Raw genomic sequence first — 20,626 nt, forward strand, 5'->3', positions numbered from 1 at the left:
AACCTCACAATATGATAAACTTACCACTGGTGGCCTCCTTCTCGTGTGTGATGACACGACTTTTGAGTATTTGCTGTATCTTTTTAGCATATTCTTCGCTGATATACCCTATTTTAATAAACTGAGGGGGGTCACCATGTCCGTAGAACTTCCTAGGAAAGGATTTAGCGGACTGAAATATTTGATTATCTTTGTCGATGAATAAGAAGGAGGCAGGAAGATAATGTCAGGACTAGTTGAAACCAGGAGATTGAGCGTCGGTCCAGATATCCAGGCTAGGGCAAGAGCTCTCACTGCACAAAATAGGCAGGGAACAGTTCCTCTCCCGGGTTATATCGGTAGGCCTGGTATGGTTATGATCTCGGATTCTCATGGCGCGGTTGGAACATATCTTGATCTTTTTGAGGCTCTCCCTTCTTCTATAAAATTTCGTATTGATCTAGGCGATAAAGTGGATCGTGGGCCAAGTCCAGTTGAAATGAGCTATGTTCTCCAAACTTTAGGTGTAAGGCGTGTGCTAGGCAACCACGATGCTATGTGGGTCGCCGCTGGAATGGGTATTGAATCACAAGCGATTGAACTTGTTAGATGGCTTATGCGCTACAACGAAGTCGATTTCTTGACAACAACGCTTGGCGTTAATATGAAGCCACTGACAGATTATGCGGAAAAAAATTTTCCAATGGCTCGCACCGGATCGACGTGAAATCCAAACGATACAAGTGCGAAGAAGCCGCTGCAACATATTTAAAGATTATCGCTGAAGCAAGAGTAAGATTTCCCGAACATCAAGAAACAGTATTGAACTCATCAGACATAAGAATCAGAGAGGCTTTATTTATTAAAGATGCTATTGAAGCATTAACGCCGACCGAAAGGGATGTATTTGGCAGAATAACCAGTGGCCAGGAGTTAAGTGATCAGGATAAAGATTATTTTTATTATTTAATGGGAGGATTGAAAGATCTTCCGGATGAAGAGCATGCTATCGTAGATCATTTTGCAAAAGAGTTTAAGAATAATTACGCTTTTTACCAATTTGTAAAATGGATGGCGGGAGAAGGGGATCTATATTTGAATTACAGGGTCAGGCATGGTTATCCATGCGATGTTTTAGCCCTTCATGCAACTGTTCCGCTGACTGCGGAAGGCGAATTGGCGGAATTCGATGGAAAATATGGAAGAGACGCACTTTTGCACTTGAAGGACAGAATACAATTAGGGCTTGAAGCTTGGAGACAGCTATTAGAACATGATGATTCATCGCTTTTACAAATGCACCAAGATGATATTAAGATATTAGGCTTGCTTCCTTGGGATCGAAGATCGCCTCTTTATGCAAGGCAAATGCAAACCGCGGCAAGAGCTGTACTTGATGAAAAAACAGGAACATAGATTGAGCCAAAAGAACCTTTCTTCTCTGTTTTTGAGAAAGCCGGCGACGACCAGGCCTTAGCGAGGGCTCGAAGAAATATTGCACAATCGTTTGGTTTTCCCGATCCAAATAATTTTGTAATTATCAGAGGCCATGAACCGAGCAAAGATGGTATGGCTCAAGTTTTGGCTGGAGGAACAGTTATTAATATAGATGGCGGCATGGCTCCCAAATATGGGGGAAGGGGTGGTGCGCTTGTTATGGGATCGGAAGGGGCGGCTTGGCTTTCATATCCAGGCCTTGCTTATACTAGGGTCCCATTACCAGGGTATTAACAATTAATTGATCGAGTGCAGGCTTCTTTTGAGGGTCGACAAAGCCGCTTCTTGAAGAGATTCCGGATAGCTAGGATGTGCTTGAATAGTTTCCGCAAGTTGATCAACTTTTAATCCATTCTTTACGCAAACAGCCGCCGCACCTATAATTGTATTAGCGTCGGGGCCGATAATATGTACGCCTAAAATTCGATCATCTTTGTCGGCAATTACTTTTACAAAACCTTCGATTTCACCCATTGCCTGCGCGATTCCTAAAGCAGCAAAAGGGAATTTGCCAATGCTTACAGCTCCAGGCTCACGGCTAACAGCTTCTTTTTCAGTTGGGCCAACGCTTGCAACCTCTGGATTAGTATATATAGTATACGGTACTGACTTATAATCAAAAGTTCTGCTTTTCCCCATAGCATTCTCGACAGCTATAACTCCTTGTTCTGAAGCTACATGCGCGAATTGCTTTGGGCTTACAAGATCGCCAATTGCATAGACATCTTTAATACTTGTTTCCATCTTTTCGTTGACCGAAACTCTTTTACCATCCATTTTTAAATTCAAACTTTCAAGTCCCATTGTGCTTGGAGTCCGTCCAACGCAAACAAGCGTTTTTCCGCATGTCATAGATCTCTCAAATTTTGTGTTTGCCGCTATTTTGATCTTTCGCCTTGATAATATTCGTTTCATGAGAGCCACTACTTCTTCGTCGACGCCGTTTAAAATATCCGGAAGCGATTCGTAGATCGCAACTTCCGATCCCAGGATATTGAACATATGCGCGAAGTGAAGGCCGATGACCCCGCCGCCTACGATATCAAGTTTCTGCGGGATTTCTTTAAGATTTAATATATCGTCTGATGACATAAAACAGCTTCCATCAAAAGAAAGGCCGGGCAAACAAATAGGGGAGGAACCGGTTGCAAGTATGGAAACCTGCGAATGAACTTCGCGGTTTCCAACTTTAATAAAGCCTGGTTCAATAACCTTTCCTTCACCTCTAATAATTTCGATCTTGTTCTTTTCCAATAAGAATTCGACGCCTTTAACGAGCTTTTCTACAACTTTATTTTTTCTATCAACGACTTTTTTTAGATCGATCGAAACATTTTCTGCGGTAATGCCAAAAGTATCGGCATGTTTTATCTTTTCGAAAAAGTTCGCGCAATAAACGAGAGCTTTTGTGGGGATACACCCATAATTCAGGCAAGTGCCGCCGAGTTTATCTTTTTCGATAATAGCTACATAGGCTCCGAGCTGGGTCGCGCGGATCGCGGATACGTATCCTCCCGGTCCGCCTCCTAATATTACGATGTCATATTTCTTATTCACAAGATGTATAATATATAAAATGGCAAAGTATTACAAGCTAGTCACGGAAAATCGCAAAGCTTTTCACGATTTTACGATAATAGATACCTATTCGGCGGGTATCTCTCTTACGGGGTCGGAGGTCAAGTCGATAAGGCTCGGTCGTGTCAATTTAAAAGATAGTTTTGCGAGGGTTGAATCGGGCGAAGTTTGGCTCTATAATATGCACGTCAATCCCTATGAGCGATCGAGCGAGAAAACGGACCCTTACAGGACGCGAAAACTCCTGTTGAATTCGAATGAGCTTAGAAAGATAATAGGGATGGTATCTGAAAAAGGTTTCACTTTGGTACCCCTTAAGCTTTATTTTTCGGGAGATTGGGCGAAGGTTGATATTGGCGTTGCCAAGGCGAAAAAAATATTTAAGAAGAAAGCGAAATTAATTGAAAAGGCTGTCGATATAGATATAGCGCAAGCTTTAAAAAGGAACAGATGATGAACGTGGGTAAAATTACAAATATCAATAATAAGAAATATACCGGCGCGGATGTTTTGCGCGCGGCGCAGGCTGAAATGCGAAAGCAGATGGAAGCTATGCAGGGCAGGCCTTTGACCCAAAAAGAGACCGCTAAGATCGACCAAGTCGCAACGGGGTTATCTTTTGACGTATTAAAGAGAATGGGGGTTGTGTAATGATAAATATTCCTGGAAACAAGCCATTTGTCCCGCCGCCTCCAATAACACCCAAAGAAAGCAAGCAGATCTCAGAAATTAAGCCGGAATCGCAGACAAAGCAGATTGCTCCTCCGCCCAAAGAAAGCTTATCGGCGCCGAATTTGGATGCAAGGGCAATTGCCGTCCGCATGGCGGCGCTCGCCCATGAGGCAAAAGAAAAAGAATTCTCATTTGAAGAGATAATACAAAAAGCAATAGATGAGACAGGGATGACAAATCCGCAGTCGGCGCTTGAAGAGGCCAACCGCAAGACGCAGAAAGAGATCGAAGATACTTTGGATGAGATAAAATCGAACAAAGATCTTATGGAAGAAGCGCAAGCGTGGGAAGAATTCGCAAGCATACTTGAAAAAGAATTATCGCAAGAACAAGTCACCGGTTTCCTCGATTTAATCAAAGATTCAATTCGCGCGATCAAGTAAGAACGGGGCAGTAAAGGTTTTGACGGGAAGACTTGGGGTGCTAGGTTGCGAGCCGAGGAAGTCATCTTACCTCGTAAAACAAGGTGACAAAACACAAATGCAACAAGTAAATCTGTTGCGGAACTTTTAGGCGGAAGAGATCTTAAGACATTCTTAGCGGAATGTTTTTCGGCTCCTGCCGGAGTTCCAGCTTTTAGCGCAAGCTAATTAAGCGGGCTATCCGTCTTTGCCGATAGGGAAGGGTTGTAGCCTAATTATTTTATCGGATACCGAATCTGTTTTTTCCGTAGGCAGGTGCGGGAAACAATATACGGGATCCACCCGGATGCGTCCTGGCTTCAGGACAACCGCCGGGGACAATTTAAATGAAGCTACGCTCGTAGCAACCTGTACAGCTTTCTTTTCGGACGGGGGTTCGATTCCCCTCTGCTCCATTTTTTTAACACAGGCAGGGGGGTTGCGAAAGCAATCCCCCGATGTCTACTTTGCTATTCCGACCCTTTGCCCTAAGTCCTCAAATACTCCTTGGGCCATATTGGGCCCTCGTCGCCTTTTTTTATTTCTTCGTCGAAATCTCCATCACAAAAAACATCTTGCCCTTCGCTTCATCGTAGATCTCATATGTTCTTCCCACTTTGTGCCCCTTATCTGCGGCGTACTTGTTCATTGCGGTGTAGGCTTTCATAGGCCCGAACATATATGAAAGCATGTTGCGAAGAGGGAATTCTGCAACAATGCAGTTTTTTTGTTCAATTTTTTTGATCTTCAAATTTGTCTTGCCTAGTTTTGCGATGTCTTTCACATCAATAACAGCCCCGCAATCGCTGCGAAGTTTGTCTTGCGGCACTTGCGATGGATTATCATAATATATTCCTAAGCCTAACATCGGAGTGACCCCCGCTGATTTTAATGTTGCATTTACTTTTGTAAAGACAGGTCCGATCTTCGAAAATGGCCCAACATAACTTTCGTAGGCTACCGTATATGGTCCCATTTTAGATTCATAAGCTTTTATCGGCGTAAGCATCCCCATGTACCAAAGAAAGCCCTCTAATAATAAACCGATCACAACCGCAACGATCAAAAGCCATTTTACTATTTTCATATCTTTCCCTTCTGTTATCTTTTAAAGATTGGTTTCCAACCGTGAGACGCGGCGAGGCGAGCATGATATGTTACAATATACATCATAAATGCAAAAGCCTAAAGCCATATTTTGTTGGAGCGGGGGAAAAGATTCTTCCTATTGCCTGCATAAAGAGTTGCGCTCGCCTATAGCCTGAATGCGCCGAAAATCACTTCAAATGTAGTATAAAATGGGGCAGAGCTTTTTTTAAGGGTTGATCGTGACCGGTTGATATTGGGGTTGTCAGCCATAGTCGGCGTATTTGCCCCGATATCTTTTAGATATTTTATCAGGGCTTTAATATCCTTGAATTTTTGTTTGACCTCATATTTTGCGATCCTGATCTTTTTGAAATTACCGCCGAAAATATTCTTTATCTCGCTTATTGATGGGCAGTCATTTTTCCTAAAACCGGCATCTTTTAATTCTTTTAAGTTGTTCGGGCCCATCGTGTTGAACATGAACACGCCGTTTGGCTTGAGGTTCATTTCTACGCAAATCGAAACCTTTTTTAGGTCCATCCATTGGAGGGATGCGTTCGATACTATAAGATCGAAAGCCCCAAGTTTTGGGAGCTCTTCGCAATCTTGGACTAGATATCTAATATTATTTGGGAAACCGCTGACTAAACGTCGCGGTTCCCGATTTTTCGCTTCCTTGATCATGCCGGGCGCTATGTCAATCCCAACAATCTTTGCGTTTATATATTTATTTGCAAGTTTTCTAACTAAATATCCGGTGCCGCATCCCAAATCTAATATTTCTGTCCCTTTAATGCCTTTTGTTTTTTGAAAGAGCTTATTAGCGAGTGATTTTTGGAATGTTGAGATCTTGTCGTAGTTTTTCGAGCTTTTTGAAAAGTTTTCCTTGATTTGTTTCTTTACGTCTTTCAAATTATTCCCTCAACAAACGATCTGAGTGTTGTATCGAACTTTTCTTGTTCTTCGAGAAACGGCGCGTGTCCCGAATTTTCAAACACTTCGAACTTTGGGCCCTTAATATTATCATGCAAATATTCTCCAGACTCAAATGGTACGATTTGATCGTGCCTTCCGTGGATGATCATGACAGGAATATCGATCTTAGACAGGTCTTTTCTTAGATCTTCTTTTTTGAGGGATTCAAGATCGTTAATTGTCTTGTCTTTGTTTAGAATTTGGATGTTAGAATTTAGACATTGTTTAGAATTTCGCATTTCGGATTTAGGATTTAAGAATAGTAGATCATAGAAGAATTCGATCCCTTTTTGAAAATCATTTTCGATCTTGCGTTCAAGGTTTCTCATGTGCGATGGGGGTAATCCATATGGGAAATCCCCGCTTTTCAAGAATTTGGCAAATCCTGAAACTAGAACAAGAGCCTTAACTTTATCTTTATTCTCCAAATATAATCTGATCGCTTTTGCGGCGCCCATGGACCAACCGAGAATGATATCGTTTTTCGGTTGCGCGACTGGAAACGGTTTTCGTTCTTCGTCATATCTATTTATAACAAATTGCTCTGAAAGCTCTTCTATTTGATGATGAAAAATCGATGAATCGGTTGCAAATCCCGGGATAAAGAGAATTGATTTCATCTGGTTATTATAGCAGATAAGGAATTTTGTATCATTTAGGCGATTTCAGCCCTTAATTTCATGCTAAAATAATAAATATGTACTTTCGGAAACTCGCAAATGACGTGATAAATGGAAAAAAATTGACTTTTGACGAAGCATTCGCTTTGATCAATACTTCAAACGAAGAAACCTTCGATCTAATTGCCGCCGCAAACAATATCCGCAAGGCATTTCATGGCAATAAAGTTAAGCTTTGCGCGATCGTTAACGCAAAATCCGGAAAATGTTCCGAAAATTGTTCTTTCTGTGCGCAATCGGCGCATTTTAAGACAAAAGCCGATACTTACCCGCTCATGTCCAAAGATGAGATATTCGAATCCGCAAAAACTGCCGAAGAAAAGATAGGAGCGACTTGTTTTAGCGTTGTAACTTCAGGTAAATCAATAATATCGGACAAAGAACTGCAAAGCGTTGGCGCGGCGCTTGAAACTATCACTAGCCAAACCGATCTAAACCGTTGTGTCTCTATGGGGACGCTAACAGTGCCCCAAATAAATAGTCTAAAAGCCAAGGGCTTAAAAAGATTACATCATAATTTAGAAACAGCCGAGAGTTTCTTCGATAATGTGTGTACTACCCACACATATGAAGAGCGTTTAAATACTTTAAAGCATGCAAAAGAAGCCGGGCTTGAAATATGTTCGGGTGGAATATTTGGGTTGGGGGAGACTCTAAAGCAGAGAGTAGAACTGGCCTTTACTTTATTGGAACTTGATGTCGAATCGGTCCCGATTAATATTTTAAATCCGATTGCAGGCACGCCCGCCGCAGAAAATTATAAACCAATGGCGCCACTTGAAGTTTTAAGGCTTATTGCAACATATAGATTTATTTTTCCTAAGGCTGATGTTGGGTTGTTCGGTGGAAGAGAACTTTCTTTGCGCGATCTTCAGCCTTTAATGTTCATCGCGGGGGCAAATGCGACCTTGGTCGGAAATTATTTGACAACAAGCGGGCAGTCTCCCGAAAAAGATCTGAAGATGATAGCTGATTTGGGGTTAATGGTTAGGCATTAATATCTGATTTGTTTTGGTCTATTGTTTCAAGTATAATTACTATATGATCAATGAAGAGAAAATTTCATTTGCAGACTTCCAGAAGCTTGATATAAGGATCGGGGAGATAAAAACTGCTGAAGACATCCCGGGCGCGGATAAGCTTTATAGGTTGACAGTCGATCTTGGTTTTGAAACGCGAGAATTGGTTGCAGGAGTTAAAGCTTACTATCCGAAAGAGGAGCTTATCGGGAAAAAAGTTCTTGTTCTTGCAAATCTTGAACCGAGAGTCATTAAAGGCGTCGAAAGCCGCGGAATGATACTCTGCGCCCATAACGAAGACCGCTCAAAGCTTGTATTTACAACGCCTGTAAGCGATATCCTTCCCGGTGCGAAGGTTTCATAGCATCAAGCAATGTTTGAGTTCATCGGCCAAGAATTAGGAGCTCTCAAAAATTCCCGATTATTCAGAGAATTAAGAACTATCGAAAAGATCGATGGCTCAAAGATCACTATTTCCGGGAAAGAACTTATTAATTTCTGCTCGAACGATTATCTGGGGTTGTCTCAACATCCATTAGTTAAAGCCGCGGCAAAAAAAGTGATCGAGGAATTTGGAATAGGGGCGGGGGCTTCAAGGTTGGTATCGGGAAACACTATTATTCACGAGCAATTGGAAAAGAAAATCGCTGAATTCAAGAAAAGTGAAGCGGCGATCGTTTTTCCGACCGGATATATGGCAATTATCGGAGCGATTACTTCGCTTGTCGATGAAAATGACACGGTGATCATCGACCGCTTGAATCACGCTTCTATTATTGATGCCTGCAAGCTCTCGAAAGCAAAACTTCAGGTGTATAAACATAGAAACACAGCGACAAAGGACCATAGCGACCTAGTAACCATCCTAAAGAGATCGCGTAAGTTTAGAAGACGCTTGATCGTTTCGGACGCAGTCTTCAGTATGGACGGGGATATAGCGCCGTTAAAAGAGATTATTGATCTTGGTAAAAAATATGATGCCATCACAATGGCAGATTATGCCCATGCGACAGGAGTTGTAAATATCGAAGGTCGTCCTGATATCATGATGGGGACTTTATCTAAAGCGATTGGATCTCTTGGGGGATTTGTGGCAGGTAGCCGCGAACTAATTGATTACTTAAGAAATAAAGCGCGAAGTTTTATATATACAACAGCGCTGCCTGCTTCTGTTTGCGCGGCATCGATCGCGGCGTTTGAGGTGATCGAGAATTCCCCAGACATAGCTACAAAGCTACACAGCAACATAGCGACTATCGATAAAAATGCCTTGACCCCAATTATTCCAATTATTATCGGCGATGCGAATAAAACCATGGAAATATCCACTAAACTATTTGAGCGCGGACTTTTCGTTTCAGGGATAAGGCCGCCAACTGTTCCTACGGGCGAAAGCAGAATAAGAATAACGATCTCGGCAAAACATACGAAGGAGGAACTAGATTGCCTGGCATCTTCATTACTGGAACTGATACAGAAGTAGGAAAAACCTACTTCACAGAAGTTTTATTTAAGCTTTTTACGGATCAAGGGCTTAATGTTGGCGTCATGAAACCAATTTCTTGCGGCGCATCAAAAGATAATGATGCAATATATCTCAAAAAACGGCTTAATATAAAAGATCCGCTGGATCTTATCAATCCTATCAAACTAAAATTTCCGTTATCTCCGTTAAACGCAAGCAGGAAAATGATAATGAGAATCAATATCAATATCAAAATCATAATGAAAGCATATAAAAATCTTTTAAAACTTCATGATCTAGTTCTTGTGGAAGGCGTCGGAGGCGTACTTGCCCCCATAAAACAAAATTATTATATCGCAGATCTTATAAAAGACATGAATATCCCGGCTATAATTGTTGCAAGAGCGGGACTCGGAACAATAAACCATACTCTCATGACCGTTGAAACGCTCCGGCTTAGAAAAATTAATATTATAGGCATTATTTTAAATAGATTTAGCGGGAAAGACCTGTCGGAAAAGACAAATGCGAGGACCATTGAAGAATTAACTGGTTTGCCGATTCTTGCAAGGATCAAATGAAGAAATTATCGGCCAAAGACAAAAAATATATATGGCATCCGTTCACCCAGATGAAAGATTGGATAGAAAATGACCAGTTAATTATTGAAAGAGGCGAAGGGGTCTATCTTTTTGATGTGGATGGGAATAAATATTTGGATGGGGTTTCTTCTTTATGGGTAACGGTCCACGGCCACAAAAAAAAAGAGATAAATCTGGCGATCGAAAAACAATTAAATAAAGTCGCACATTCGACAATGCTCGGGATTTCTAATGTCCCGGCGATCGAGTTGGCTGAAAGGCTTGTTCAAATAACTCCAAAAGGATTGGATAAAATATTCTATTCGGATTCGGGGTCTACGGCGGTTGAGATCGCATTAAAGATAGCGTTCCAATATTTTCGGCAAACCCCCTCTGTCCCTCGACAAGCTCGGGACTTCTCCCCCTTATCAAGGGGGAGAATGAGAGGGGGTAACTACAAAACAAAATTTCTCACTTTAGTTAATGCATACCATGGCGATACTATCGGATCAGTATCAGTAGGAGGGATGGACTTATTCCATAGGATATACAAGCCGCTTCTTTTTAAGACGTTTAAAGCGCAGTCGCCGTACTGCTATCGCTGTCGCGATAATGACCAATGTCCAATGTTAAATGACAAATTAATTTCTAATTCCGAATTCCGAAACAATCCCGAATTACCAAATTTCAAATGTTTAAAAGATGCTGAAAATATTATGAAGAAACATCATCAAGAGATCGCGGCGATGATCGTTGAGCCGATGGTCCAAGCTGCTGCCGGTATGCTCACTATGCCAAAAGGATATTTAAAAGCTATTAGACGGCTTTGCACAAAATATGACATTCTTTTGATCTGCGATGAAGTGGCAACCGGATTTGGTAGAACGGGTAAAATGTTCGCTTGCGAGCATGAAGGGGTCTCTCCCGATATAATGTGCGTTGCGAAAGGGCTAACGGGCGGTTATTTGCCTCTTGCCGCAACGCTGACCTCAAAGAAAATATTCAATGCTTTCCTGGGACGACCTGAAGAAAACAAGACCTTCTTTCATGGCCATACTTATACCGGAAACCCTGTTGCTTGTGCGGCGGCATTAGCCTCTCTTGACCTATTTAAATCGGAAAAAATCTTATTGAAAATGAGAGTCATTATCAATTACATGAGCAAAAGACTTAAAGACTTTTATAAATTGGATAGTGTGGGTGATATTCGTCAGATAGGAATGATGGCTGGCATAGAATTGGTTCCCGACAAAAATACCAGAGAAGAATTTTTTTCGAAGGATAGGATAGGACATAAGGTGATCCTTGAAGCAAGAAAAAGAGGAGTGATATTGCGGCCTCTTGGGAATGTTATCGTATTAATGCCGCCGCTAAGTATTTCTCTTAAAGAATTGAAAAAATTGCTTGATGTAACTTTCGCATCGATAGAAAAAATAACTCACTCCTAAATCCCCTCTCTTAAAAAGAGAGGGGACTAAAAGAATGGTTTTTATTTCGGTTCCCCCTCTATTATTAAGAGAGGGGGCTAGGGGGTGAGTTAAGAGATTTCTTTATTTGAATCTTCTTATCTTATCGATGAAGGCTTTGGTCTCGGCTTTAACGTCTTTAGTTTTCGTAAGCGCTGTGACGACTTCCAGCTTTCTTGCTCCGGCTTTGAGGACTAGGTTTGCATTGTCGAGCTTTATCCCGCCCATAACAGTGAAGGGGATCTTTAGCTTTTTTTTCAAAATCTTGATATCTTTAAAGCCTATCGGCCTAACCGATGATTTTGTCCTTGTCTTAAAGATCGGGCCGAAGTTGACATAATCGGCGCCATTACTCTCGGCTTCAAGAGCTTGCTCCAGGCTATGCGTTGATGCCCCGATCAGCAGGTCCGATGATATGCTTCGAGCGGTATCGATCGACAGGTCGTTTTGCCCTAAATGCACTCCATCTGCGCCAATATCCTTCGCGATGTCTATGCGGTCGTTTATTATAAGCAATGCTTTATACTGGTTTGTAATACTTCTGAAATCCGACGCCAATTTATAATAATCCTTATCGAGGATCTCCTTTTCCCTAAGCTGGACGACCTTTGCCCCGCCTTCAAGAACTTCTTTTAATATATCGGTTGCGAGCCTGCCCGCACAAAACTCCGTCGTAATGACGGGATAAATATCGACTTTTTTAAATAATTTTTTCCTATCCGATAAATTCACGATCCCAATCCTTATATACGGGCTCGTAGCCCTTATTTGAAATTGATGCGGCGACATCCTGAAGGCTTCTCTTGTCGGAAACTTCGAATTGTTTTTCGGCATCCCCGATATTGCCGTATCCGCCGGGGTTTGTTTTTGACTCCGCGCTCATTTGGGTGATCCCAAGAGGTATCAAATTATCTCGTAGCGCTTGATCTTCTCTGGTCGATAAAGTTAGCCCGATCGTTGGCAAGAACAATCTTAAAGCGCAGATCAGTTGAACAAGTTCCCTGTCCGATACTTCAAATGGAACCTTGAAATTCGCCGCGGACGATTTTAATCTCGGGAACGAAACCGATATATGGGATTTCCAGAAAACTTTCTTTAAATATTGGGCGTGGCTCGCTAAATATATTGCTTCTTCCTTCCAATGGGATAGCCCAAGCAAAGTTCCAATACTGATCCTTGAAAAACCCGCACGGCCCGCTCTTTCGGGTGTTAATAATCTAAAATTGTAATCTGATTTTGGCCCTGATAGGTGGAATTTCTTGTAAACATCCCGGTCATAAGCTTCCTGATAAAGAGTCAGCGAATCGGCTCCCGCATTGAAAAGCTCAAGATATTCTTCTTCTTCGAGCGGAAAGATCTCTATTGCTATAGAATCGAATTGCTTGTGAAGCTTTGCAATGATTTCTTTTAGATATTCTTGGGTGATTTTGTCTTTCTTCTCTCCTGAAACCAGAAGAACATGCCTGAAACCTTTTTCATATAATATATTCGCTTCGGCAATTACTTCCGCAACTGAAAGCGAAATCCTTTTCCCTTCAAGTTTTTCGCTGAAACCGCAGTACTCGCAATGATTATCGCATTCGTTGTTTATATATAGCGGGGCATACATTGTGATCGTTCTGCCAAAATTTTTAAGCGTTTGGATATTCGCTTTCTGTGCCAATTCCTCAACAATTTTTGAAGCCGAATCGCAAAGCAATACGACGAAATCATTTATGTCCAGTTTGTCTTTGCCAAGGACCTTGCGAACCGCATTCTCGCTGCATTCTTTCGTATTCGCAAGAAGTGTTTTTGGATCGATCTTTTCAATTATTTCTATAAATGTCATCGTAAAAATCCTGTAAGCGGGCTTGAGGCTGCGGCATTATGCTTTGGCGCGCTTAATCCGACCAAGTATGCGAGCCTTCCTGCTTTTACGGCCAATTTGAAAGCTTCAGCCATAGCGGCTGGATCTGATGCGATAGATATTGCGGTATTTATCATTACCGCATCGGCGCCCATCTCCATAGCTTCGGCCGCGTGTGATGGCGATCCAATTCCCGCGTCAACGATCACAGGCACATTTGCCTGTTCGATTATTATTTCGATCGCGTTCTTGGCCTTTAGCCCTTGGTGAGATCCGATCGGGGACCCGAGCGGCATAACTGTTGATGCTCCCGCGTCTTCAAGTCTTTTTGCCAAAACCGGGTCGGCATTAATATATGGAAGGACAACAAAGCCTTCTTTTACCAATTCTTCTGTCGCTTTTAGTGTTTCTATTGGATCGGGGAATAGATAGCTTTGATCGGATGTGACTTCAAGTTTTATCCAGTTCCCGGCGCCTGTCGCTTTTGCAAGCCTTGCAATCCTAATTGCCTCTTCGGCGGTCCTTGCGCCGGAAGTATTCGGGAGTAGAGTATATTTGTCTTTGTCGATAGCGTCCAAAATATTATCGAATTTTCCGTTCAGATCGATCCTTCTTAAGGCAACGGTCACGATCTCGGCTTCAGATGCATCCAAAGCGGACTTGAGAGCATTATTTGAAGGAAATTTGCCTGTTCCAACAATAAGGCGTGATCCGAAAGTTTTATTTGCGATTGTGAGTTGGTCTTGCGCCATTTGAGAGGGTTCCCCTTGTTTATGGGCGTATTATACCAAAAAATGGCCGATTCTTCCATAACTTTATAACGATATTGAAGCCTTGACTCCGACAAAGCTTGAAAGCTCGGGCACGGTCGTCGCCAATGTTTGATTAATCGAGCTGATACCCGATGGCGCGGCCAGCGACTTATAGAATGAGCTTAGCGCGGTTTGGTTTAATTTATAAATTATTCCAAGCTCGGACGACCAAGTGGTCCCCGGATATTCCTTGCCATATTTAAATGCCCCGTTCAGGGCCATATTTTCTTTTGCATAAAAACCGAATTTATCGGTTATCTTATGGCTAAAACTTATATCCAAATTATATGTGGCGTCCAATATCATTTTGTTGAAATTGTTCAGGTAAATTAGATTGAATTTTTCGATAGGCTGCCTAAAATCGCTTCCAACTTTCGAAGCCGAAAGCGTTACTTCCATATTTTCTTTCTTGATATTGATCCCGGACCGCAGCATCAATCCAGCCCTTGACCTAAAATTGCCGATCCCAAGCAAAAGATCCAAACTTACAAACGGGGTTGGGGTCGCGAATAAATAAACATCTCCACGCCAATCGGCGGCTTCGTTGTTGGAGAAATAGCTGGGGCTTAGGGATACCAAAGTCTTGCCAAAAAGCGGCAGAGGCTTTGTGACTCCCGATATTGTCGCGACTATCTGGTCTGCCGATACCGCGCCGGAAAGCTTGACCGAGTGGGCGATGTATTCCACCTGTATGTCTAAATTTTTATAGGTAGCTTGTACCCCAACTCCTTTTTTTATCCTATTAAAGACCGCTAGATCGTCAAACGGGGTAACAAGATCGCGATGAACAATAGGGCCGGGGCCGAAAAAGACATGATATGTCCTTTCTCCCGACCTAAAATGGCTGTCGATATCGAACAGATCAAGCGTCAAGCTCTTTGGCGCTGCCCCGAATCCAGAATCCATAGTGTCAAAGTTGACCGAAACATCTCCCGATCGTCCTAATTTTTCAAAAATAGACAATTTTAATCCCCCATTAATTATCGACGGCCATAATATTTCCTGATCATATGCGCCTTTTATCTTTGGTTTTTGGGGGTTTTCAGTTTCATATTTCAGGTCGGCCGTTTCGGCCTTTAATTCTTCGAGTATCTTTTCAAGCCCCAGGTAATTCTCTTTGTTCTTCACGAGGTTCGAAAGAAAAACAGCAAGCTGTTCGCGAGTCATATATTTGAGTCCGCGGAAAGTGTTATCGGGGTACCCCGACGTTACACCTTCTTTTACGAGCTTATATACGGCCGATTCGGCCCAATGCTTGTCGGGGATATCTTTGAACTTGAATTCATCAGCAAAACTTAAATTACAGAGAATGAATAATATCAGAAGCGATATCGATTGCCGCATTTGGGCGCCTTGCCTTTTTAATATTGTTTTGGATCTTTTTGTATTCAGCCGGGGCCTGCAGTTCTTTTATAATATCCAATACGACTTTTGGATCCTTTGTTACGCGTCCCACATTGTTTTTAACGACAAACTGTACATTACCTTCCTCTTGTCCTGGAAGCCATGAGGTTACAATGATCGGCAAGTTCATTGCAAGAGCTTCGGCAATTGTCCCCGGCCCTGCTTTTGTGATGATGAGGTCCGATTGCGACATGATCTTGGGCACTTGGTCCGTAAAACCGTAGATCTTCATTTTTACCCTGCAATCTTTTTGTTTTTTGATCAGTTTTTCTTCCAGCTTTTTATTGCGGCCCGAAATTATGATAAGTTGGACATTCAAATACGATCTTTCTATCTCTTCTATTATTTCGTACATGCCGCCGGCGCCTTCGCCTCCGCCCATAAGCAAGACAGTGAATTTTTTCGGGTCCAAACCGTCTTGTTTCCTTAGTGGCGCTTTGTCTTGAGGACCCTTTGAGAATTTAGGATCGATAGGCATTCCGCGCACTTTGATTTTTTTCTGCGGCATCCCATATTTCATAGCCAGCTGCTTTGCGTCTTCTGTGGCAACAATGCATATGTCGACATCAGGCGTTATCCATGCCCTATGCAAGGTCACGGGATCCATTACAACCACGACAAACGGGATCTTAAGGCCGCTGTCTTTTATAGCTTGAGCCGTCAAGTGGTTGACCATCGGGTGTACGGATACGATGATATCCGGTTTCCCCTTTTTTATAAGTTTTGTGAGCTCTTTTAAAATAAATGGTCTGGAGATCTGTTCAAGTTGTTGGAGTTTCTTTTCGTCATCGAGGAAATAATAGAGCATTCCCCACATTTGCGGGGTGTATTTGATGACAGGGGAGTAGAGTTTTGCGAAAATATTGAGAAATCCGCTTAATTCGGAGAATACATCGATCATTTCCTGTTCAAAAGTATTTGGCTTAACAAGCTCCACCGAATTCATGAGAGCCTTTGCTCCGGCCCTATGCCCGCCGCCCGTGTCGGAGAAAAGATAAAGTATTTTTTTCTTCATGAATGGGTCCCTCCTGCGACTAAAGTCGCGGTTCCTCCCATAATCTATTTATACCATTTGAGAGTTAATTTTAACCCCTTTTTGATATTATGTTTTGATTTGAAGCCGAATTCTTTCTTGATCTTTTTGCAATTGAGAACACTTCGGAACAATTCGCCTGCGCGGGCCGGGGCATAGATCGCATCTTTATTAAATTTTAGCAATTCTTTTAGTGTTTGGAAAAGCTCGTTTACTGAAACCCCTTTTCCTGTCCCAACGTTATAGATATTGTTCTCGCCTTTTTCAAGTGCGATCAGGTTCGCGTCGGCCACATCTTTTACATAAATATAGTCTCTTTCCTGGTTCCCGTCGCCAAATATCATAGGGGCTTCGCCCTTGAGCATTTTCCCGCAGAATATTGCAATAACTCCGGCTTCGCCTAACGGATCCTGTCTTGGGCCATAGACATTCCCGTAGCGCAAAACCGTATAATTTAATCCATAAAGGACATGGAATGCGTGAAGATACATTTCAATCGAGCGTTTTGTGATCGCGTATGGAGAAATTGGCTCTTGTGGATGATTTTCATCTGCTCCCGACTTTTTTTCAACTTCTCCATAAATTGCGCCGCCTGTTGACGAGAAAATAACTTTTGCGACTTTGTTTTTTATCGCTGCATCAAGAAGATTTAGGGTCCCGATTTCGTTTACTTCCGCGTTATAGATAGGATCTGTTACAGATTTTCTAACATCGATCTGTGCCGCAAGATGGTTTATGACATCCGGCTTGAATTGAGCAACTATTTCATGGATTTTTGCCTCTCTAAGGTCAGCTTCGAAAAATTCCGCCTTATCGTTAATATTTTCCCTTTTGCCTGTTGATAGATTGTCTATGATGCCGACTGTGTGATCTGCTTCAAGGTAAGCATCGACAATATTTGACCCGATGAATCCTGCTCCGCCCGTGACTAATATCCTCATGAAGCTATTTTAGCATAAATTCGAATGGGAGTGGCGTCGCAAATAAAACGAATTTCCGGAGTTATCACGAATTTCTCAAATATTTGAGTGATTCGGGACTTTCCGAAATATTCGCAAAATTAGAGACGTTAATCCCATTCGCGATTTTTCTGTTATTCGTTCTGCAATTTCTTTATAATTTAACCGACATTGAATTTATATCTGATCATGTCGTCATTTGTTTCCGACACTTTGATCATCTGGTAGGGGAAGAAGACATTTGTGTCCGATTCGCGGATCGTCAGGTCCTGGAGCTTAATTTCAAGGTTGACGTCCGCAGGAATGACCCTTAAAGAGTTCAGGGGTTTTACGGCGTTTAGGGGCTGGGCCCAATTTTCGATGATGTGGCTTATTACTTCGCGCTTGCCTGTAAATTCTTCCCCGAATTCGGTCAAGATCGCCAGCAGCGGCTTGCCGAGCCTCGCTTCTTTTAACAGATTTATGCATCCGAGCAGTCCCAAATGCTGCGACAAATATTTGCCTTCTTCTTTTTCAACAGAGCCGATATTTAACAGTATTACCTGGCAATCGCTGTATTCGCGGCCTATTCCTTCCATATATCTTGTATCGCCGGTGATGCCGATCTTTAAATTATTGCCGTTCTTATCCTTTATCGAGGTGTCTATAGTAAGGCCTATCGAGGATTCTTCGTTTGTCCACCTTTCTTTGTGGTACGCTTGCTTCACATGGATCGCGAACCCGTACTTTTCCTGCATGGATTGCCCTTCGATCTCGGTAACGTTGTTGCCAGGCACAAGCAGTTTGTAATTGATCTCCTTATTGCCGTATGGGTCGGTTGCCGACAACAGGCCGTGGAATTTCAGGAGAACGCCGGCTGATCCGAAGATATCCAGGACTTTTGATTTTTTTTCCTGGTTATGATCGTTGAACTTTGCAAGGAGGGAGAGGATGCCTTCGACGCTTTCCGTGTGGTCGTCATGGTCGTGGGTTATTATTATCGCGTCGATATCGACGATCGAAAGCCCTATGCTCCTGAAGATATCAAAAAAATCGTATCCAGGGTCGATCGCGATGCTTTTGACTTCCCCGCGCCCGTTGCGGAGCGTCAGTAGATAACCGCCGCCCTGCGACAATCCCTGCGAGAATAAGGGAGAAGCCGAATTCCATTTGTGCAAAGTCCGCAGGACGTTCGCTCCGATCTTGTATTCGACCTGCCTTGCGGCATTCAAATCCTTGATGAGCTTGTCCTGGTTTTTCCTTATGATCTCTTTTGTCGGGAAAATGGTTTCTTCCATGTATGATAGGGCCCTAAGCGACGGGGAATTGGGCGTTTTAACATGCAGGTCATACTGCTTGGCGGTCTTAAAATCATCATAAGCTTCTTTGAATCTTCCCTGGAGAAAACGGCTGATTGCACGGTAATAAGATGGGAGGCCAATGTTGCCGTGGGATTCCCTCATTTTCTTAAATAGCATGTCGTATATGATCTCGGCTTCGTGGTAGAGGTTGTCGTTTATGCATGTTTGGCCGAGGAGATTCCACGACGAAAAATCGTTCCCCTTTTCAGGATGGAGTTTGCCTAAAGTCTCAAGAAGGGCTTGGAAGTTCTTTTTTAGCCACTCTCTTCTTGTATTGTTCGGGAGCTTTGAAAGGTTTTCCCAGCTATTAGGATTATTTTCTTCTAAATAGATCTTTAATAGCTGGAACACCTAAATTTTCCAAGTAAGCCCTACCAATTGGGTCTTGTCGAACGCCCCGCCAAGATATGTGTAATCGATAATGATCTGGTTTACCATGAGGCTTAAACCCGCGGTCTTGCTCTGGTCATAAAGTCCAGCTCTTACCGCAATCCCGGCAACAGGCCTTGCTTCGGCCCCGAAGTGGTATGTTTGGGGTAGCGATCCTTGCTTGAATAAGTTGTGCACGTCGCCTGATATCGTTAGTTCAGGCACGGGGACAATAGCTACGCCGCAGTTAATGCTCATCGGGTACCTGATCATTGCCCCATTGTCGAATTTGACGTCGGTTGTAAGTATTTCTTTTACAGTCGCGCCAAAAGCCAGCTGATCGACAGGCTTGAGTATCAGCCCGAGGTCAAGGCCTGCACCATAGCCCTTGGTATTGCTTGGGTTTGGGATTGTGATGTCATACAAGTTCACATTGCCGCCAAGCGCAACGAACTGCTGGTATCCTGTAGCAAGGGAGAACGAGTAAAAATTCGTATTTTGGTTGAGCGGAGGATTTTTATCGGTAACCCATGTGATGCCTCCGGCAAATTCCGCCTTGCCTTCGGAATCTTTTATCCCGTTATCCCAGTATGTTCTTCTGGACGAATTGTAATGGTAGTAAGGGTTCCCGTCATACCAAGGTGAAATATATGTTCCCCTGGAAATAACATAAGCTTGCCTCGCCCTAATCCTTTCTTTTTCATGATCGGTTATCTCGTCTTTAATTATCTCTTTACCTAGGCTTTTGATCGCGCCCATAGTGTTCTTTAACGCTTCTTTGGCCGATGTTTTTGCCTCTTGTTTGAATTTTTTCACGACAGCTTCGGTTTTTTCTGTCCCTTTTTCTAATACTTTTTCTGCAACGGATTCTTCTTTTTTGGTTGTTTCTTCCGATCTTCCCCAGTTTTTCTTGATGATCCCATTATTCGCAAGATATTTTGTGGCGTCAAACGCGACGCTTGCCGCAAGGCCAAGCCCCAATACCCAAGCAAAAGGGTTAACTTCCGTTTCAAAGCATACCTTGAGCGCGCCGATGTTATCCCCGATCGATTGGTTGCGGTTGGTTGCAACCATTGATCCTGTGATATCTAACCCGGGATTCAGCGCAAAACCGGCAGGATTCCAGTAAGCGGCATTCGCATCGTTGGCTAGTGCAGTGTACGCTCCGCCCATTCCCATAGGCCTTGCACCGTATCCTATCGATCTGGTATCATTTAACGCACCGAAAGCACAATTTGAAACAAAGAAGACAAGTACCAATGCGGCAAAGTATTTTATTTTCATAGCACGCTCCTTAATCCGATTTTAACAAATGCGGGTTGCCAAAGCAAGGACACGATGATAATATTAACAAATCAGCATATTTTTTCCCGTGTAATGACAAATGTCCAATGGCAAATA

General features: G+C 42.8%; 23 protein-coding genes and 1 other RNA gene. 12 read left to right on the top strand and 12 right to left on the bottom strand.

Features of this window, described 5'->3' with window-relative positions:
* Window positions 1-223 precede the first annotated feature (223 nt).
* The 3 genes from HZC34_00105 to HZC34_00115 are packed head-to-tail and all read left to right on the top strand — an operon-like array spanning window position 224 to window position 1,710.
* Window positions 224-706 (top strand): fructose-bisphosphatase class III, encoded by a 483-nt coding sequence (locus HZC34_00105; GenBank protein MBI5700238.1) that lies wholly within the window; start codon window positions 224-226, stop codon window positions 704-706.
* Complete coding sequence (locus HZC34_00110) at window positions 703-1,395, top strand: fructose-bisphosphatase class III (protein ID MBI5700239.1); 693 nt, start codon at window positions 703-705, stop codon at window positions 1,393-1,395. The genes HZC34_00105 and HZC34_00110 overlap by 4 nt, the downstream gene beginning before the upstream one ends.
* Window positions 1,396-1,710, top strand: coding sequence for a fructose-bisphosphatase class III (locus tag HZC34_00115; protein MBI5700240.1), 315 nt, complete (start codon window positions 1,396-1,398; stop codon window positions 1,708-1,710).
* 3 nt (window positions 1,711-1,713) lie between these two features.
* Here HZC34_00115 and lpdA read toward each other — a convergent pair whose 3' ends face one another.
* A complete protein-coding gene (gene lpdA / locus HZC34_00120; GenBank protein MBI5700241.1) occupies window positions 1,714-3,033 on the bottom strand; it encodes a dihydrolipoyl dehydrogenase in 1,320 nt (439 codons plus the stop codon).
* A gap of 19 nt (window positions 3,034-3,052) precedes the next feature.
* Between lpdA and smpB the strand changes: the two genes are divergently transcribed.
* The 4 genes from smpB to ssrA all read left to right on the top strand — a co-directional run bounded on the left by smpB (window position 3,053) and on the right by ssrA (window position 4,606).
* Entirely contained in the window at window positions 3,053-3,508 is a 456-nt protein-coding gene (smpB, locus tag HZC34_00125; protein MBI5700242.1) for an SsrA-binding protein SmpB, read from the top strand.
* Window positions 3,505-3,705, top strand: a complete 201-nt coding sequence (locus HZC34_00130; GenBank protein MBI5700243.1) for a hypothetical protein — start codon at window positions 3,505-3,507, stop codon at window positions 3,703-3,705. The genes smpB and HZC34_00130 overlap by 4 nt, the downstream gene beginning before the upstream one ends.
* Window positions 3,705-4,169 (top strand): hypothetical protein, encoded by a 465-nt coding sequence (locus HZC34_00135; GenBank protein ID MBI5700244.1) that lies wholly within the window; start codon window positions 3,705-3,707, stop codon window positions 4,167-4,169. Before HZC34_00130 ends, HZC34_00135 begins: the two co-directional genes overlap by 1 nt.
* A 4-nt stretch (window positions 4,170-4,173) precedes the next feature.
* Window positions 4,174-4,606, top strand: a transfer-messenger RNA (tmRNA) gene (gene ssrA, locus HZC34_00140).
* Between the two features lie 119 nt (window positions 4,607-4,725).
* Here the strand turns inward: ssrA and HZC34_00145 are convergent.
* The 3 genes from HZC34_00145 to HZC34_00155 all read right to left on the bottom strand — a co-directional run bounded on the left by HZC34_00145 (window position 4,726) and on the right by HZC34_00155 (window position 6,871).
* The gene (locus HZC34_00145; protein ID MBI5700245.1) at window positions 4,726-5,274 is read right to left on the bottom strand and encodes a hypothetical protein; all 549 of its coding nucleotides are present in this window, start codon (window positions 5,272-5,274) and stop codon (window positions 4,726-4,728) included.
* A 167-nt stretch (window positions 5,275-5,441) separates the two neighbouring features.
* Window positions 5,442-6,188 carry a methyltransferase domain-containing protein gene (locus HZC34_00150; protein ID MBI5700246.1) on the bottom strand — a complete coding sequence of 249 codons (747 nt, stop codon included), beginning with the start codon at window positions 6,186-6,188 and terminating at the stop codon, window positions 5,442-5,444.
* Window positions 6,185-6,871, bottom strand: coding sequence for an alpha/beta fold hydrolase (locus HZC34_00155; GenBank protein MBI5700247.1), 687 nt, complete (start codon window positions 6,869-6,871; stop codon window positions 6,185-6,187). The genes HZC34_00150 and HZC34_00155 overlap by 4 nt, the downstream gene beginning before the upstream one ends.
* Window positions 6,872-6,939: 68 nt before the next feature.
* On the opposite strand from HZC34_00155, the gene bioB reads away from it, so the two are divergent.
* From bioB to bioA, 5 genes are read left to right on the top strand one after another with little or no spacing between them, the layout of a single operon-like run.
* On the top strand, window positions 6,940-7,929 hold the full coding sequence (gene bioB, locus HZC34_00160; protein MBI5700248.1) for a biotin synthase BioB: 990 nt from the start codon (window positions 6,940-6,942) through the stop codon (window positions 7,927-7,929).
* Between the two features lie 43 nt (window positions 7,930-7,972).
* Window positions 7,973-8,314 carry a methionine--tRNA ligase subunit beta gene (gene metG / locus HZC34_00165; protein ID MBI5700249.1) on the top strand — a complete coding sequence of 114 codons (342 nt, stop codon included), beginning with the start codon at window positions 7,973-7,975 and terminating at the stop codon, window positions 8,312-8,314.
* A gap of 9 nt (window positions 8,315-8,323) precedes the next feature.
* Window positions 8,324-9,433, top strand: coding sequence for an 8-amino-7-oxononanoate synthase (locus HZC34_00170; GenBank protein MBI5700250.1), 1,110 nt, complete (start codon window positions 8,324-8,326; stop codon window positions 9,431-9,433).
* Complete coding sequence (gene bioD, locus HZC34_00175) at window positions 9,394-9,996, top strand: dethiobiotin synthase (protein ID MBI5700251.1); 603 nt, start codon at window positions 9,394-9,396, stop codon at window positions 9,994-9,996. Before HZC34_00170 ends, bioD begins: the two co-directional genes overlap by 40 nt.
* Entirely contained in the window at window positions 9,993-11,444 is a 1,452-nt protein-coding gene (gene bioA, locus HZC34_00180; GenBank protein ID MBI5700252.1) for an adenosylmethionine--8-amino-7-oxononanoate transaminase, read from the top strand. The genes bioD and bioA overlap by 4 nt, the downstream gene beginning before the upstream one ends.
* Window positions 11,445-11,546: 102 nt before the next feature.
* Here the strand turns inward: bioA and thiE are convergent, their stop codons facing one another.
* The 8 genes from thiE to HZC34_00220 form a co-directional block, all read right to left on the bottom strand.
* On the bottom strand, window positions 11,547-12,194 hold the full coding sequence (gene thiE, locus HZC34_00185; protein MBI5700253.1) for a thiamine phosphate synthase: 648 nt from the start codon (window positions 12,192-12,194) through the stop codon (window positions 11,547-11,549).
* A complete protein-coding gene (gene thiH / locus HZC34_00190; protein ID MBI5700254.1) occupies window positions 12,178-13,290 on the bottom strand; it encodes a 2-iminoacetate synthase ThiH in 1,113 nt (370 codons plus the stop codon). The genes thiE and thiH overlap by 17 nt, the downstream gene beginning before the upstream one ends.
* Entirely contained in the window at window positions 13,287-14,060 is a 774-nt protein-coding gene (locus HZC34_00195; protein MBI5700255.1) for a thiazole synthase, read from the bottom strand. The genes thiH and HZC34_00195 overlap by 4 nt, the downstream gene beginning before the upstream one ends.
* A gap of 63 nt (window positions 14,061-14,123) precedes the next feature.
* Window positions 14,124-15,464 (bottom strand): S-layer homology domain-containing protein, encoded by a 1,341-nt coding sequence (locus tag HZC34_00200; GenBank protein MBI5700256.1) that lies wholly within the window; start codon window positions 15,462-15,464, stop codon window positions 14,124-14,126.
* Window positions 15,421-16,539, bottom strand: a complete 1,119-nt coding sequence (locus HZC34_00205) for a glycosyltransferase (GenBank protein MBI5700257.1) — start codon at window positions 16,537-16,539, stop codon at window positions 15,421-15,423. Before HZC34_00205 ends, HZC34_00200 begins: the two co-directional genes overlap by 44 nt.
* Window positions 16,540-16,583: 44 nt before the next feature.
* Window positions 16,584-17,498: an NAD-dependent epimerase/dehydratase family protein gene (locus HZC34_00210; GenBank protein MBI5700258.1), complete on the bottom strand. Its 915-nt coding sequence runs from the start codon at window positions 17,496-17,498 to the stop codon at window positions 16,584-16,586.
* 179 nt (window positions 17,499-17,677) lie between these two features.
* Window positions 17,678-19,207 (bottom strand): MBL fold metallo-hydrolase, encoded by a 1,530-nt coding sequence (locus tag HZC34_00215; protein ID MBI5700259.1) that lies wholly within the window; start codon window positions 19,205-19,207, stop codon window positions 17,678-17,680.
* On the bottom strand, window positions 19,208-20,509 hold the full coding sequence (locus tag HZC34_00220; GenBank protein MBI5700260.1) for a hypothetical protein: 1,302 nt from the start codon (window positions 20,507-20,509) through the stop codon (window positions 19,208-19,210).
* Window positions 20,510-20,626: the final 117 nt, after the last annotated feature.

This window comes from Candidatus Saganbacteria bacterium, assembly GCA_016223245.1.
GTDB lineage: Bacteria > Margulisbacteria > WOR-1 > XYC2-FULL-46-14 > XYC2-FULL-37-10 > JACRPL01.

Bases quoted from the DNA above. Each gene is read 5' to 3' on its own strand.
- bioA (MBI5700252.1), top strand. From the start codon at position 9,993: ATGAAGAAATTATCGGCCAAAGACAAAAAATATATATGGCATCCGTTC.
- HZC34_00155 (MBI5700247.1), bottom strand. From the start codon at position 6,871: ATGAAATCAATTCTCTTTATCCCGGGATTTGCAACCGATTCATCGATT.
- HZC34_00145 (MBI5700245.1), bottom strand. From the start codon at position 5,274: ATGAAAATAGTAAAATGGCTTTTGATCGTTGCGGTTGTGATCGGTTTA.
- HZC34_00105 (MBI5700238.1), top strand. From the start codon at position 224: ATGTCAGGACTAGTTGAAACCAGGAGATTGAGCGTCGGTCCAGATATC.
- HZC34_00170 (MBI5700250.1), top strand. From the start codon at position 8,324: ATGTTTGAGTTCATCGGCCAAGAATTAGGAGCTCTCAAAAATTCCCGA.
- HZC34_00130 (MBI5700243.1), top strand. From the start codon at position 3,505: ATGATGAACGTGGGTAAAATTACAAATATCAATAATAAGAAATATACC.
- HZC34_00135 (MBI5700244.1), top strand. From the start codon at position 3,705: ATGATAAATATTCCTGGAAACAAGCCATTTGTCCCGCCGCCTCCAATA.
- HZC34_00220 (MBI5700260.1), bottom strand. From the start codon at position 20,509: ATGAAAATAAAATACTTTGCCGCATTGGTACTTGTCTTCTTTGTTTCA.
- HZC34_00200 (MBI5700256.1), bottom strand. From the start codon at position 15,464: ATGCGGCAATCGATATCGCTTCTGATATTATTCATTCTCTGTAATTTA.
- HZC34_00195 (MBI5700255.1), bottom strand. From the start codon at position 14,060: ATGGCGCAAGACCAACTCACAATCGCAAATAAAACTTTCGGATCACGC.
- thiH (MBI5700254.1), bottom strand. From the start codon at position 13,290: ATGACATTTATAGAAATAATTGAAAAGATCGATCCAAAAACACTTCTT.
- smpB (MBI5700242.1), top strand. From the start codon at position 3,053: ATGGCAAAGTATTACAAGCTAGTCACGGAAAATCGCAAAGCTTTTCAC.
- HZC34_00205 (MBI5700257.1), bottom strand. From the start codon at position 16,539: ATGAAGAAAAAAATACTTTATCTTTTCTCCGACACGGGCGGCGGGCAT.
- metG (MBI5700249.1), top strand. From the start codon at position 7,973: ATGATCAATGAAGAGAAAATTTCATTTGCAGACTTCCAGAAGCTTGAT.
- HZC34_00210 (MBI5700258.1), bottom strand. From the start codon at position 17,498: ATGAGGATATTAGTCACGGGCGGAGCAGGATTCATCGGGTCAAATATT.